The following is a 14623-nucleotide window of genomic DNA, read 5'->3' as shown; positions in this document are numbered from 1 at the left end:
ATTAGGTGGCGGGTATCGGTTCGCGCGCAAAGACGCGATCGAAAAGCCAGGTAAAGATAAAAGCGTAAACAAAGAAGAAGGTGATGAGGCCGATCTCCATCATGAACGCCTTCACCAGACCAACATCGTAGTACCACATAAAGAACGGCACGATCAGAATAATAAACATCGTTTCGAAAAGCAGAGTATGCACAATCCTGATCGGAAGCGTGCGTTTCTGAATGTTGTTTCGCTTTTCCCACCGTTCAAAAAGGGTGTTGTAGATGTAGTTCCAGACAACGGCCACGACGGAGGTGGTCACGGCCACCGGTAGGGAGCTGGCCGCGTCACCGTGGCTCATGCCTGAAAGCAGCAGGGATGAGAAGAAGATGGCAATCACCTCAAAGGCGGTAACGTAGGCGATCCGGCGCGGAACCGGTTTAAGATAGAACATGGTAAACCTCATGTGCGATGATATGGCCGAAATTGCGTTGATTTCAGCCCTGTGATTAACTGGCAGGAAAGTTAACATACGACCGTATTTAAATCAATGGGGGGAGAGGCCCGTGGCAAGACCAAAAACGATAGATCGGGAAAGCCTGCTGGATGCAGCGGAGAGTGTGCTGGGCCGCGAAGGTGCCGCCGCCCTCTCCTTTGGCGCTATCGCCACGGAGGCTGGTATCTCAAAGGCCAGCGTGCAGTCGGTTTTTGGCTCACGTGAAAAGGTGCTGGATGCCCTGCTGGATCGCTGGCTGAATAAAGAGCAGGAGCGCTACCGCACGCTGCTGCCAGCAAACGCCGATGCCAAAGCGCGACTGCTGACCCACATCAGCGCAACCCAGCAGGAGACCTCGGAGGCCGGGATCAGAACCCTGACCCTGCTGGCCGCCCAGGCCGGGACGCAAAGCGAAAGCATGGTTAACTGGTATAAAGAGAGATTTGGCAATCTTGAGGCCACGGACGAGGCGTCCCGAAAACGGCGAATACTCTATCTGGCCACCGAGGGGGCTTTTATGATGCGGAACATGGTCGGCTTTGAGAGCGAATCGGCGCTCTGGAGTGAGGTGTTTAACGATCTCAAGGAATTTGCGGGTTAATATGCCGGTTCGTCTGATTACCCCCAAACTGGGGAACTGCGCCTGCTTTTATGGAGAGTGGTGATCGCCTGAGCGATCACCATTTAACGCCCATGCCAACTATTTTACAGTTTCATCCACATTTTGTATTTATGCGATTCCGAATGTGTAACTTTGATATTTTTAAGTAATCCACCGCCTATAATTATTTCTCTGCCCCCATCGGTATCATGAGGAGCATTGAATGCAATTCCAATCCTGCTAAGCGTTGGCATTAAAGGTTTCTCCTGATTAATTTCCTTTATCTTTTCATCATCTAAAAAGTCGGATTTATCAATCAGAAAATGTTTAATCGCCGCTGCTTTCTCGTCGCCAGAAAACGCATCACTGCCATGAGCATGGGCTATATTATTAAGAATCGGAATCTCTTCTGTTACCTCAAACGTATGCAGCCAGGCAATACCATTTCCGGTGATTTCATCGAGATAATCTGTTTCATACCCTTCAGATATCTCTTTATCCAGGGCAAAATATTGGCCTTCCCATTCGTCTTTATTTGCTTGCCCAGATATGGCCAACTCCACATCAAAACTAGCGTACCTCATAGCCTTATAGAGCGTTGTGCCAACCGGTAGTTTCTCTAGGGTCAATTCACCCAGGGTAATTTTGAGCTCATCAGGAAAAGCGATTTTTTTTACAGGCGCTGGATCTACAGCCTCTTCAGTATCTGATGAGTCACTTATTGGATCAGCTATCGTTAACTTTTTAAGTTCCATAATACTATCTTTTTCATCATCTTTGGTGGGAGCAAGTCCGTTATCATCCCTTAATGTTTCCGGATTATTTCTCACCATCCTGAAAAGGTTCAGTCCATCCACGGCACCGGCTGGGTCCGCACTCAGCCATCTACCTGCCCACGGCTGGTAGTAGCGGTAACCGTAGTAGTACAGCCCCGTCGCATCCCGCTCTTTGCCCGAGTAACGCACGACCTTATCGTCTGCCTCGGCCTGGCTCCGCACCGTCCACACAGACGTCCCGCCGTATGGATAGTACTCTTCCATGCTGATGACGTTGCCACTGCCGTCCAGCTCAAGCTGACTGCTGTGCGTCAGGTTGTCATAGCTGTAACGTAGCTGGTCATTTTCCAGGCCGTCCGGCTTACCGCTATCCCAGTGCAGCACCCTGACCTGCGCACGTCTGGCTTCGCCCACGGTAATCGCCTGCAGGCTTTCGGTTTGCTTATCGCCATTTTTTTTGCTGCGCAGCTCCAGCCCCGGCAGGTAGTGCACTCGCTGTGTCTGCGTGCCGCTGCTGATTTTCTGCACGCTGACTTTCAGCAGGCGCTGGCTGCTGCCGTCATAACGGTAGCTTTCATTGTCGTCTTCCGCGCCCCCACGCACCACCGGCATCACCTTTCGCAGCTCGTTACGCGGCGTCCAGACCATGCTCTGCCCCGGCTGCAGCTGCATCTGCTGCCCGCCCGCTGTAAACAGCGCTTCCACGTCTGAGGGATTTTCCGTCAGCGTGCTTAGCACGCCGCGGTTGCTGCGGTCGCTGATGGTAATGTCCGTGGTGTAACTGTTTCCTGTGGCCGGGGCACTGTGACTGATTTGCGTCAGGTTACCCGCTTCATCGTAGAGGTAGGAACGGCTGTAGTTTGTAAAGGCGGAACCGTCTGAAGGAAGAGGGATGGCGGGAGTGGGTAAGCTACTGCTCTGCTGGCCGACATTCGCCATCTCACGTCCACTCGCGGTGGCCAGCTGGTACAGGCTGTCGTAGGCGTACGTGTTCGCTGGCACCACTTTCTGGTTGCGCCAGAAACGCGTCTCTTCTGCGTCGTTGCTGATAGTCAGTACGTTGCCTACCGGGTCGTACTCATAGCGCAGATCCTGTAGCACTCTCGCCCCAGAGGGGTGCCCGGTCGGGCGCTCTGTCTTAATCCCGGTCAGGCGCTGCGTCTCTGCTTCGTACGTATAGGTGGTCACCACCCCGTTACCGTGCTCTTCACACAGCTTCAGTCCCGCTGCCGAGTACGTCAGAGACTTCACGATAATCTGCTTGGTTTTCCCCGTCAGGGCTAACCAGCTTCCTGACAGTAGGCCCGCTACGTCGTATGCTACACGCTGCAGGTTGCCCTTCGCATCGGTGGTCGTTAGCACCGCGCCGGTGGCATCCAGGGTGGTCAGGGTGGTGAAGGCCTCCGGGGCCAGCAGTTCATTCCAGGCGGATGCATCTGCGCCCTGCCAGTCGGCCACGGTATCCGGGTTATCCGCATCCTTCAGCAGGCGTCGGGTGACGGAGAGCGGTACGCCGGTTAGGGAAATGCTGTTGGTCTGTACCTGGCCTGCCGTGTCGTAGTGGCTGACGCATTGCCCGGCCAGATTCAGGCCTTTCTCCGCATCCGTATTGCCAGCATACACAAAGCGCTCCGTGAAATGTGATGTTCCGTCCGGCGTCTTTTCCTGGATGCTCAGAGGACGGCCGGGTAACGATGCATCCTCATATTGCCAGATATGGGCCACGGCCTGGCTGTTGTCATCCGTGCCGTCGGTGGCAGTACGAATGTTGCTGACGGTGATAGACGGTCGTCCGGCGGCATCGTTTAGAACAACGGTCGTGCCGTTATCGACGCCCTGCGTGCGCAAGACGTTGCCAGACAGGTCAGTGATATAGGTGAAGTTCACCTTACCGGCATGGTTCAGACGTGGGTCGGCACTCTGTGTCAGAAAGCCGCGTACATCGTACTGATAGCGGGTGATACGCGTATCCGTAACATCCGGCGAGTCAGGATGGCGGTAGTAGGCAATGTCGCGTACGGTCAGGCCCTGGTTATCAATGACCTTGACCGTGGGGGTGTTGCTGAATAGCGATATGCTCATGGTATTCTCCTGTGCAGGTTACGCAGCCGGTCTTGCTACGCAGAAAATAGCAGAGCACTATCACTTGATGTATACCGGTGGCATGTTTCATTTGCAGTCAATGTGGGCCAAAATCTGCACTGATTGCGAGCAGTTGGAGTTTCGGTTGCAAGCGTAGCGCCGCCGGTTTTTTTTCCTGTTATTAGATCACTTCAACCACGTCAAACTCTTCGGCAACCAGCTCCATCTCTTCCGAGAAGCTCCCTGTCCGCGTAAAGAAGCGCTGATGCTCCGTGCGCCAGTATTCAAGGCTCAGGTCACCTTCCCCCTCTTTACGCGCAAAGGCGGCGTCGACGTCGCAGAATTTCACCAGCCGCAGCGACGTAATGCGAATAACGCACACCGGTTCCTGCTGGCCGTTAAGAATAATATGGTAGCTGCCTACTGCCGGTGATGCGCTTTCCGCCTGGTATGACGCTAACGAGCCGCACGATGCCGTCTTTTTTCCCTTCACAACCAGGTCGGCTAACTGGTTTGCCAGCTCGACGCTGTCGCCAATGGACCACGCGGGGGCATTGGGATATTTTGCCTGTAAACTTTCGACTGAAGTCATGCGTTGTCCTTTATTATTAATTAGATTTTTTAAAGCGTTAAGGCAGTCCTTTTTCCTTCACAGACTGCCTTCCCGTTTAAATTAACTCACTATACGCAGCAGGTAGTCAAGGATCAGCGACGGCAGCGTAAAGTCAGGATCGGCAAAGGTCACCCCCTGCGCGCCCAGCTGCGAGAAGATCGGCAGCGTCAAGGCTGGCAGCACGCACAGCAGTAAACCGTTGATACTGCTGGCAATTACCGCACCACGGAAACCGCCGGTTGCATTCCCGAAGATCGCCGCCGCGCCGCCGGTGATAAAGCTGGCCATAATTCCCGGAACGATAATTGGTAGGCCAATGAACGGGAAAAGAAAAATACAGACCAGTTCAATAGAGAAGCTAATTAAAAAGCCGATCAGCGTGGCGTTGGGCGCTTTGGTAAACAGAACCATAACGTCGACTGCCGGTACTGAGCCTGGGGCAAAGACGCGCGCAAAGCCTTTGAATGCCGGGACGATCTCGGCGGTGAACAGGTTTACCCCCGCCTTCGCCAGATAGAGGCCGCAGGCAAACGTAGCTGACTGTTCCAGAATAAAGATCACCACGTTCTTGTCACCGGCACCCGCACCATAGACCACGGTCATCGCGTCTTTAATTTGCGGCTGGGTAGCAAAAATGCAGGAGATGAGCAGCAGAACCAGCATGGTCAACAGCGTGGCAATATTGGGTTCACGAATAAAATCAAACTTGCTGCTGATATTAAGGTGTTCGGTATCGTTCTGCTTATTACCAAACCATTTCCCCATATAGGAACCCATCACGTAAGATGAGATCGCCGCATGAGAAATAGCATACTCATTTGAGCCAATAATTTCCCGGCTAAAACGGCTGAGAATAAACGGTGATACGGCCATATAGGTTCCAATCAGCAGCGAGGCGATGACAATCATCATCGTGTGGCTGAAACCAAACTGTAGCAGCACGGCAGTGATGGCAAAGGCCATAAACAACACCAGGTGCAGCGAGAGATAGATAAATTTAAAACGGGTGAAGCGAGCTAAAATAATATTTAAAATCATAGCAAACAACAGGATAAGCGCCGCAATAGAGCCCAGCTTATCAATGGTAGCCGCCATAATCGCTTCATTACTTGGCACGACCCCAACTATATTAAATGCCTTGGAAAACAGCGAGCTAAAGGCTGTCAGCACCTTCATTAAAATGCTGCCGCCCACTTTAATCATTGTAAATCCGATAAACGATAAGAATGTACCGGTAATTAAGCGAGAAATTGATGCTTTTTGAAATAATAAACCCAAGAATGCAACGATCGCGATAATCACCGCGGGCGTTTTCACTAACCCTAAAAGTATATCCATCATTGTGATCCCATAAGGCACGGCTATTTATACAGGTTGATATTTTTCAGCTATGAAAAACGCAGGAGATACTATCACCCTGCGTTACTACCAATCTGTCGCGCCGATCACAAAAAGAAATACTATTTTAGCAAAATAGAAATAGCGTTTCATATAAGAAAAGTAAAATGTTTTCGCGTATTCTAACAACTAAGGTTAATTATTTGTGAATATCCGAAATAACCGCGCGGTCACGCCCCGCCATTTTCGCGCTATAGAGTGCAGCATCTGCGCCCTCTTTTAACGTGCGCGCATCATCATCGCCGCCGCGAGGGACCAGGCTATAGCAACCTGCGCTGATCGTCACCACTTTGGTCCCGGTCAGCGACTCCTTGTGCGGCAGCTGAATGGCGCGCACGGCAGCGACGGCAAGCTCGGCAATGGTGAATGCCGCCTCACGGTCAGTATTAGGCAGAACAATCGCGAACTCCTCTCCGCCGTAGCGAGCAATAAGATCGGACTGACGCAGGTTAAGCTTCTGCAATGCTTCCCCCACCTGCCGCAGGCAGTTATCACCCGCCACATGACCATAAGCGTCGTTGTAGCGTTTGAAGTAGTCGATATCAAGCATGATCAGCGAGACGGGTTTGCCGGTCAGCGAGGCGGCTCTCAGCGACTGGGAGAGAAAAAGATCGAACTGCCGTCTGTTTGCCAGCCCCGTCAGGCCATCCGCCAGCGCCATAGTTTGCAGCGTATGGTTAATACTGGTCAGCTCATCCCGCAGCGTGGTCAACTCCGTCTGATCCCTGACGTTGACCCTCACCACCCGAAAAATGAGCACGCCCATGATCAGCGTGCCTAACAGCAGCATAGCGTTAAGCACGATATCCGGCAGGCTCTCGCGCAGCCAGGTATGCCACAGCGCTGGCTTATCATATCCCGCAGCCACAACCAGCGGGTAACGATCCAGGCGAGCGAAACCAAAGATACGCTCTACGCGATCGATACCCGAACGCCACGTCGCATTGCCGCGATCCTGGCGGACCAACTCCTGGGTAAATAGCGGGCTCCGCGAAAGGTTACGATTGATGACATCATCGTTAAACGGGCGGGCATACAGCACCGTCGCATCGGTGCTGAGGATCGCCAGCAGATCGCGACTGCCCAGCTCAAAGTAGTTGTAGAAGTGGCGGAAGTAGTCAATTTTCACCGTCGCCAGGGCGACGCCATCGAAGCCGCCCGCCGCATCGTTCAGGCGCAGCGACACGGGGATAATGAGGTCGCCGGTAGAGCGGCTGCGGATCACGTGCCCAATATGGATGCTGCCGTGGCCATTTTTACGATGATAAATAAAATATTCCCGGTCAGCGTTATTGGTAATAGCGGGCTGGCGACCAAACGACGTAGATTTCATATTACCCTGTGAATCGTAGATAAACAGGCCATGCAGCTGCGGCAGGCGCTCTTTGATCTCTGTAAGGTACAGGTTGAATTTCGTCACATCGATGCCCGATACGCCCTCTTGCGGCACGTTCCGGCGGATATCTCTTAGCGCCAGTTCGGCTTGCAGAAAGGTATCTTCCGCCTGGCGAGCCTGGGAAACCGACAGGTTGATGGCGTTGCGCTCGCTCTCCTCAACGGTGCGCTCCCAGGAGCGGTTTAGCGTCCAGGCGCTGGTGGCCACGCCGGCAATGAGCAGGCCCGCCATAAAAAGAGAGATGCTACGCCCAAGGGAGGAGTTTAACGCCAGCGCGTTTGAAATTCGTTTCCCGACTGTCATTGTCACTCCTCCAGGGTTCCTTTACTTCAGTAAAGCACAAAATCTTACGACTTAAGATCGGATTAAGACAGATGCCTTATTGCAAACTGTTCACCCTTATTCAACACCCTGTTCATAAAAATGTAAAACAAAATCAAAATTGCATTTCGAAAAATAAAAAACATCAATCTATGTGATATAGATCAACTATTTAGATCAATGCTTTTCCGATATCTGCCGTTATTAGTCATACCTATCTCTTCTAAGACTTCACTATGAAAAAATTTGCGCAGTCTACGGTTTTAACCAAACTCTTAACCGGTTTTTCTATTCTGATCGCCATGATGCTACTGCTAGGCGTAGTGGCTATCTATCAGCTCAACGCCAGCAACCAGCACATCGATAAATATCGGGAAAATCGCCTGCCCGGCGTGCGCTACTCGCTGGAGATGCGCGGCGTACTGTCGGAGATGCGTTTGCAGCAGATCCAGTATATCAACTCGCCTACCCCTCAGGAGCGTGAAAAGCACCGTCTGGAGCTGTTGCAGAACCAGGATATCTTCCTCAATGCGCAGAAACACTACGCCGCGATTGCCGATGCGCTGCCGGACGAGATGCGGGCGCTGTTTGGCCAGGTGGGTGAGAACTTCACGCACTTTGTCGACGTCAATGGCAAACTGGTTGAGGCGGTAAATGCCGAACGGCTCGACGAAGCCGCTAAGATCAGCGGTGCCGTCTCGGCGAAATACCGCACGCAGCTGATGAAGGATCTCGCTACGCTGGTGGATATGGAAATCGCTATCGGCAACAAGGCGGGCGAAGAATCCGCGCAGGGATATCAGCGGGCACTCTATCTGCTCTCGGGCCTGCTGCTGATGGCCCTGATTGCGACCGGATTCATTGCGCTGTTTATTTCGCGTAATCTCTCCCGTCAGCTGGGGGGCGAACCGGCCTATGCGGTAGATATTATGCAGCAGATCGCCGCTGGTAAGCTGAATACCGATATTACGATTAACGCCAACGATCACAGCAGCCTGCTGGCCACCATCAAGTTTATGAACGGCAGGCTGGCAGAGATTATCAACGGTATCATTCATGGCAGCGAGTCTATTTCGCTGGCGGCCAGCGAAATTGCGATGGGCAACAGCGACCTTTCCCAGCGCACCGAAGAGCAGGCTGCCTCGCTGGTGCAGACCTCGGCCAATATGCAGCAGATCACCGAGAACGTGAAGAGCAACGCCGAGAATGCGCACAAGGCCAGCGAGCTGGCGCGTCAGACCTCGCAAACGGCGGTGAAAGGCGGTAAAGAGGTACACGATATGCTCATGCGCATGCATGAGATCTCCGACAGCTCACAAAAAATCGTCGACATCATTGCGGTGATTGAAGGTATCGCCTTCCAGACCAATATCCTGGCGCTCAACGCGGCGGTTGAGGCAGCTCGCGCGGGTGAGCAAGGTAAAGGCTTTGCCGTCGTGGCGGGTGAAGTGCGTAACCTGGCGCAGAAAAGCGCCGATGCGGCAAAAGAGATTAAAACCTTGATTGACGGCACAGTGAATAAAATCACCGAAGGCTCCCGCTATGCCGATACCGCTAGCCGGGCGATGGAAGAGATTGTCAGCTCGGTGAACAAAGTGACCGGTATCGTAGCAGAGATCTCCTCAGCATCGAACGAACAGCACCAGGGGATCCGGGAGATCGGCGTAGCCATTGAGCAGATGGATCAGGTTACTCAGCAGAATGCGGCGCTGGTAGAACAGGCCGCGGTTGCCGCGAACTCCATGACCGAACAGAGTGAGCACCTGCGTGACTCGGTGCGTTTCTTTCAGCTGCGGATGAGCTAACGATGTAGCGGTTCAACACGCGAACCCTCAGGGGCAAGAGTGCCCCTGAGAACGCGCAGGCTTGCCATAGGCATGGCTATGGAATTTCAGTCACAAACGAGAGATCGTAGGCGGTTGCAAACAGCGCAACGCAGGCAATCAGCACAACAACCATCTGAATTACTCTTTCCATCGTGTTTCCCTCCTGGCGGTTTAACCAGCCGGTAACGGGCGCATCCGGCTTTCGTTACGTAAGCTGGTAATACTTATCAGGCACTATTTTTGCGGGCACAACGTTTTCATCATTCATCTGCAGCAAGTCTATCTCAATCGCATTGCAGATGGCATCTAGCGGTAAATCGTTATCTTCCACGCCAAATGGATCTTCCAGCTCTTCGGCTAAGGTATCCAGCGATATAAAAGTATAGGAGATAAGTACCGAGACGAAAGGCGTCATGTAGTGCAAATCTACAACCAGCGCAAAGGGCAGCATAATACAGAACAGGTAGACCGTGCGGTGCAAAATGAGCGAATAGGCAAACGGCACCGGCGTAAAGGCAATGCGCTCACAGCCGGAGAGCACCGCCGAGATATCGTTCAGTCGGTTGTTCATACTGTGATAGAGAATGTCAGACAACCCGTTCGGCCCGCGCTGGGCGGCCAGCCACTCTCCCATCATCAACAGAAGCTGGTTAGCCGGCGAGTGGGCTTTCATCACCCTCACCAGTTCGCTGGGCGAGAGATAGTTCGCCAGCGTTCCCTCCAGCGGTTTGCGTCGCAGTGTCAGACGCAGGCAGTGCGCGAAGGCAATCAGCAGCAGTACAAAGTGGTGACGCCCTTCCCCCGCTGGCAGCGTGGTTTTGACCTCGCGCAGCAGCGAGCGGGAGGCGATCATCAGCTGTCCCCAGAGTACCCGCGCTTCGGTATAGCGGCTGTAGCAGGCATTATTGCGAAAGCCCAGGAAGATAGCCACGGCGATACCGAGGATGCTAAACGGTGCCACGGTAAGCCTAAAGCCCAGCGAGCTATACCAGGGCAGCATCAGAATGACCGCCACGGAGAGCATAAAGTTAAGCAGCAGACGAGAGTAAATTTTTGGTAGCACCGAACCATGCCAGACAAAGATACGTGCAAGCCAGTGCTGATGAGGACGAACAATCATGGGTGTATTCAGACATATGAGAGAGACGCGGTTATTAAACGTGATCGCCATCACGGTTGCAAGTTTGCTACAAAAATGTAGTGGAAATTGTTCGCTACTAAGCCATTGGTTGCACAGGTGCTGAAGGTATATAGATTAGAATGATATATGTATGTTGTAACTATTTAGGTGGCAAATAAATGCCGGGCGGCGCTACGCTTGCCCAGCCTACAGATCGCATTGACCGTAGGCCGGTGCAAGCAGCGCGCCGCCCGGCGTTTACCCAACTCTTAGCAGAGCGGCTTCACGGCCTCGCGCATGCCACGCAGCAGAATGGCATCCAGATCCAGGGAGACTTGCTCTACCAAACCGCTGATCTGGGTCAGGTCCTGCTCCCAGTGATCGCTAACGGAAAGCACGGCTTTTACCAGTTCGCTGGTGCTAATCTGGCGATCGCGGTGCTGGCTCCACAGCTGCTGGAAACGTTCAATCCAGTGAGCATCATCCTGGACCGGGAAGCTTTCGCCGTTACGCTCGCCACGATAGAACGCAATCAGAGCCGCAAGAGCAAAGGTCAGGCGCGCCGGCAGCTTACCGGTCGCCTTCTGCCCTGCCAGCAGCTGCGGCAGAATACGCGTGCGGAACTTAGTCATGCCGTTCAGGGAGATGGAGAGCAGCTGATGCTTGATGTAGGGGTTGCGGAAACGTCCCGTTACGGCGCTGGCGAAAGACTCCAGTTCGTCGCGGGGCAGATCCAGCACCGGAATAATCTCTTCGTAGATCGCTTTTTCAACAAAGGCGCAGATTTCGCTGTCGTTCATCGCCTCGCCAACGGTATCCAGACCCGCCTGGAATGCCACCGGGACTAACGCCGTGTGTGCCCCGTTGAGGATAGCCACCTTGCGCTCTTTATAGGGCTTGATGTCATCCACGATCAGCACGTTCAGCGGGAATTTGTCGAGGCGCAGCTCAGATGCCAGCGATTTCGGGCCCTGGATAACAAACAGATAGAAGTGCTCTGCGGTATCGAGGAAGCCATCACGGTAGCCCAGCTCGGCTTCGAGTTTCGCCACTTCATCACGCGGATAACCGGTTACAATGCGGTCAACCAGGGTTGAACAGAAGGCGTTGGCCTCGTTCAGCCACTGAACAAACGCGGCGGGCAATTCCCACTCGCTGGCATAGCGCAGCACCAGCTCACGCAGCGCGTCGCCGTTATAGTCAATCAGCTCGCACGGAATGATGATCCAGCCTTTATCCGCCGCGCCGTTAAAGTGAGTGAAACGTTCGAACAGCAGACGGGTCAGCTTCGCCGGGTAGCTAACGGCAGGCGCATCATCAAATTTATCACCCGCGTGGTAGCTGATACCCGCTTCGGTGGTGTTTGAGAACACAAAGCGGATCTCAGGGTTCTGCGCCAGCTTGAGGAACTCATCGTAGTGGTCATAGACGCTGATTTCACGGTTTACGGAACGGATCAGACGCGCATCGCTCACCGCTTCGCCCTGCTCGTTCAGGCCGCGAATGATAGTGGTGTAGAGACCATCCTGCGTGCTCAACGAGGGCGGGAAGTCACTCTTAATCGGACGAACGATAACCACACCGGCGTTAAGATCGGTGTGCTCATTAAGCAGATCGATCTGCCAGTCGACAAATGCGCGCAGGAAGTTCCCTTCGCCAAACTGAATGATACGTTCCGGATAGGTGGCACCGGGAAAATCGCGACGGTTTATCGTGTTCACAATGAGTTCCTTTTTGATTAGTCATACAACCTGGGAAGATTGGTCCAATAACTTACCAGACTTTACGACCATGAAACCCTGTTTTGATCAAAATGAGACGCCCTATTCGCGTCAATTATTAAACCGAATATAAATTTGTGGGCGTCATCACATTTTGTCGGCGTGAACGGGAAACGGCTAGCCGTTTTTGTGTTCGTTTTTCTCTTTCATGGCATACATCTTTTCGTCGGCGGAGGCGATCCAGCTGGTCATGTCCGGGTTGCGGTCATGATCGTATTCGCTCACGCCCCAGGAGAAGTTCAGCTGCCACGGTTTACCACTCGTCAGATTGAACACGTCGGCCTGCTCAGCAAGGTGCTGCATCGCGACCCACGCGCCCTGCTCATCGGTATCCGAGAAGAGAATGGCGAACTCATCGCCGCCGTAACGGATCAGCAGATCGGCTTCGCGAAAGCTGTCGCGCAGCAGGTTGGCCATGGCCCGCAGGGCGTTATCGCCCTCTTCGTGACCAAAGGTATCGTTAATATATTTAAACTTATCAAGATCCAGCCAGGCGAGGGTGAGCGGCTCGGCGCGGCGGCGAGCGCTGGTGATAGCGTATTTACCAAGATTATTAAAACCGCGGCGATTAAACAGGCCGGTAAGGTCATCGGTGGTGGCCGCGCTAATGGCAGCAAACTCATCCTCCACGATGGCGGCAAAGTCCTTCAGTACCGCGATCTCGTCAGGGGTAAAGCCACGCGGTTCAGGCGCAATGATACAAAACGATCCGACTCTGAAGCCGTCCGGCAACTGCAGCGGATAGCCGGCGTAGAAGCGAATGTGCGGCGGACCGACCACCAGTGGGTTATCTACAAAGCGTTCGTCCTGGTGAGCGTCCAGCACGACCAGCGGCTGAGGGCTGAGGATCGCATGGCCGCAAAAGGAGATGTCACGCAGCACCTGTCCGTTGGGGATACCGTCGCAGGACTTAAAGTGCAGCGTATCGCTATCAACGAGGCTAATCAACGCAATAGGGACATCGAACATCCGTTTTGCCAGCCGGGTAAGCCTGTCAAAACGTTCATGTGTGCCAGAGTCCAGCAGCCCGGACTCGTTAAGCGATGCCAGACGCTGCTGCTCGTTTTCAGGAAGTTGAGGAGTCTTCATAACGGGCCTTTTTCACTAAACAAAACTTAAGCTTAGCGCATTTATCATGTTTGGTCAGTGGGCGTAGATCCGGTTCTTGCCCGCGCGTTTAGCTCGATAGAGCGCGTCGTCAGCGGCTTTTAGCCAGTCGGTCGTAGTTTCCATATCTTCGGTGGCGTTGGCAATGCCGATGCTGAGCGTACAGCGAAACGAAGTATCCTGAGCTACTGTCATCGCGGCAGTGGCATCCATAATACGCGTGGCGACAACCAATGCCTCTTCCGGTGACGTATTCGGAAGCAGGATCACAAACTCATCGCCCCCCAGGCGCGCCGGTGTATCGGTTTTTCGGCTGGCGACGTGCAAAATTTTAGACACCGTCACCAGCAGCGTGTCCCCCACCTTATGACCGAATCGGTCATTCACCTCTTTAAAGTTATCGATATCGATAAACATCAAAGATGAAGCGTGGACAGCGTCGCGTAGCTTCTCTAGCTCATGCTGGATGCGCTTCTCCAGCAGGCGGCGATTGGCAATATCCAGCAGCGGATCCATCATCGCAATACGTTCCAGCTCGTGGCTCTTGTGGCGCAGCTTTTTGGCGATGTTATCCGTCAGCACGCTCAACGCCAGCACGTAGATAGCAATAAGCGGCAGCGTGGCAAGCAGCGTTCGCTGGGAGACCTCAGGCTCAAAAGCCATGCCCTGCGCCAGCCAGGCGGCGGCAAATACCGCTAGCATGGTCGCGCCAGCCTTACGCACAAGCGCAATCCCGCCCGCAGCAAGGCGATCGGCGATAAGAATGGTGGCAATCACCACGGAGGGAAGCGGGTTCACCGCCATCATGGCGATCCAGAAACCGCCTGCCGCCCCGTCAACAATCAGGTTGTGGTGTTCACACGTCAGGGGCTTTTGCGCTCGACGCGCGCGCAGAAAGGCGCAGGTCGGCCAGATAAAAGCGTTAGCGGCCAGCAGCACGATAAGCCAGCGCGGCTGGTGCTGCTCTAGCAGCACAGAGAGGATCGGAAAAAAGCACAGCAGCGTTCCGAGCATACGCATCAGATACATCCGTCTTACAAAACGCGTGCCGGTGATCTGTTCACTTCGTTTGAGCTTGTTCGATCCAGTCATCGCGCAATGTTGTCCGCTACCTATACTCGGCTATG

Annotated in this window: 11 protein-coding genes; 2 read left to right on the top strand and 9 right to left on the bottom strand. The window is 53.6% G+C overall.

Annotation, left to right across the window (positions count from 1 at the left end):
• Position 1: 1 nt before the first annotated feature.
• Positions 2 to 433, bottom strand: a complete 432-nt coding sequence (locus NR795_RS05975; RefSeq protein WP_257757533.1) for a PACE efflux transporter — start codon at positions 431 to 433, stop codon at positions 2 to 4.
• Positions 434 to 545: 112 nt separating this feature from the next.
• Here NR795_RS05975 and NR795_RS05970 point away from each other — a divergent pair, with 112 nt between their 5' ends.
• Positions 546 to 1076, top strand: coding sequence for a TetR/AcrR family transcriptional regulator (locus NR795_RS05970; RefSeq protein WP_186370533.1), 531 nt, complete (start codon positions 546 to 548; stop codon positions 1074 to 1076).
• 104 nt (positions 1077 to 1180) lie between these two features.
• Here the strand turns inward: NR795_RS05970 and NR795_RS05965 are convergent, their stop codons facing one another.
• The 4 genes from NR795_RS05965 to NR795_RS05950 all read right to left on the bottom strand — a co-directional run bounded on the left by NR795_RS05965 (position 1181) and on the right by NR795_RS05950 (position 7644).
• Positions 1181 to 3934, bottom strand: a complete 2754-nt coding sequence (locus NR795_RS05965; protein WP_257757532.1) for an RHS repeat protein — start codon at positions 3932 to 3934, stop codon at positions 1181 to 1183.
• 181 nt (positions 3935 to 4115) lie between these two features.
• Complete coding sequence (locus tag NR795_RS05960; RefSeq protein ID WP_257757531.1) at positions 4116 to 4526, bottom strand: ASCH domain-containing protein; 411 nt, start codon at positions 4524 to 4526, stop codon at positions 4116 to 4118.
• Positions 4527 to 4607: 81 nt separating this feature from the next.
• Positions 4608 to 5885 (bottom strand): PTS ascorbate transporter subunit IIC, encoded by a 1278-nt coding sequence (locus NR795_RS05955; protein ID WP_144816041.1) that lies wholly within the window; start codon positions 5883 to 5885, stop codon positions 4608 to 4610.
• A gap of 199 nt (positions 5886 to 6084) precedes the next feature.
• Positions 6085 to 7644, bottom strand: a complete 1560-nt coding sequence (locus NR795_RS05950; protein ID WP_257757530.1) for a sensor domain-containing diguanylate cyclase — start codon at positions 7642 to 7644, stop codon at positions 6085 to 6087.
• A gap of 254 nt (positions 7645 to 7898) precedes the next feature.
• Here NR795_RS05950 and NR795_RS05945 point away from each other — a divergent pair, with 254 nt between their 5' ends.
• Positions 7899 to 9467 (top strand): methyl-accepting chemotaxis protein, encoded by a 1569-nt coding sequence (locus tag NR795_RS05945; protein WP_257757529.1) that lies wholly within the window; start codon positions 7899 to 7901, stop codon positions 9465 to 9467.
• 226 nt (positions 9468 to 9693) lie between these two features.
• On the opposite strand, the gene NR795_RS05940 is transcribed toward NR795_RS05945, so the two are convergent.
• The 4 genes from NR795_RS05940 to NR795_RS05925 all read right to left on the bottom strand — a co-directional run bounded on the left by NR795_RS05940 (position 9694) and on the right by NR795_RS05925 (position 14525).
• Positions 9694 to 10608, bottom strand: coding sequence for a bestrophin family protein (locus NR795_RS05940; RefSeq protein WP_144815882.1), 915 nt, complete (start codon positions 10606 to 10608; stop codon positions 9694 to 9696).
• A gap of 269 nt (positions 10609 to 10877) precedes the next feature.
• Positions 10878 to 12329 carry a tagaturonate reductase gene (locus tag NR795_RS05935; protein ID WP_144815889.1) on the bottom strand — a complete coding sequence of 484 codons (1452 nt, stop codon included), beginning with the start codon at positions 12327 to 12329 and terminating at the stop codon, positions 10878 to 10880.
• A 177-nt stretch (positions 12330 to 12506) separates the two neighbouring features.
• Positions 12507 to 13478 carry a sensor domain-containing diguanylate cyclase gene (locus NR795_RS05930; RefSeq protein ID WP_257757526.1) on the bottom strand — a complete coding sequence of 324 codons (972 nt, stop codon included), beginning with the start codon at positions 13476 to 13478 and terminating at the stop codon, positions 12507 to 12509.
• A gap of 54 nt (positions 13479 to 13532) precedes the next feature.
• Positions 13533 to 14525, bottom strand: a complete 993-nt coding sequence (locus NR795_RS05925) for a sensor domain-containing diguanylate cyclase (protein WP_257758272.1) — start codon at positions 14523 to 14525, stop codon at positions 13533 to 13535.
• Positions 14526 to 14623 lie beyond the last annotated feature (98 nt).

It is taken from the genome of Pseudescherichia sp. L3, from assembly GCF_024656065.1.
GTDB lineage: Bacteria > Pseudomonadota > Gammaproteobacteria > Enterobacterales > Enterobacteriaceae > Pseudescherichia.
Note: the sequence above shows the minus strand (reverse complement) of the source record. Positions and strands in the feature narration are given on the sequence as shown.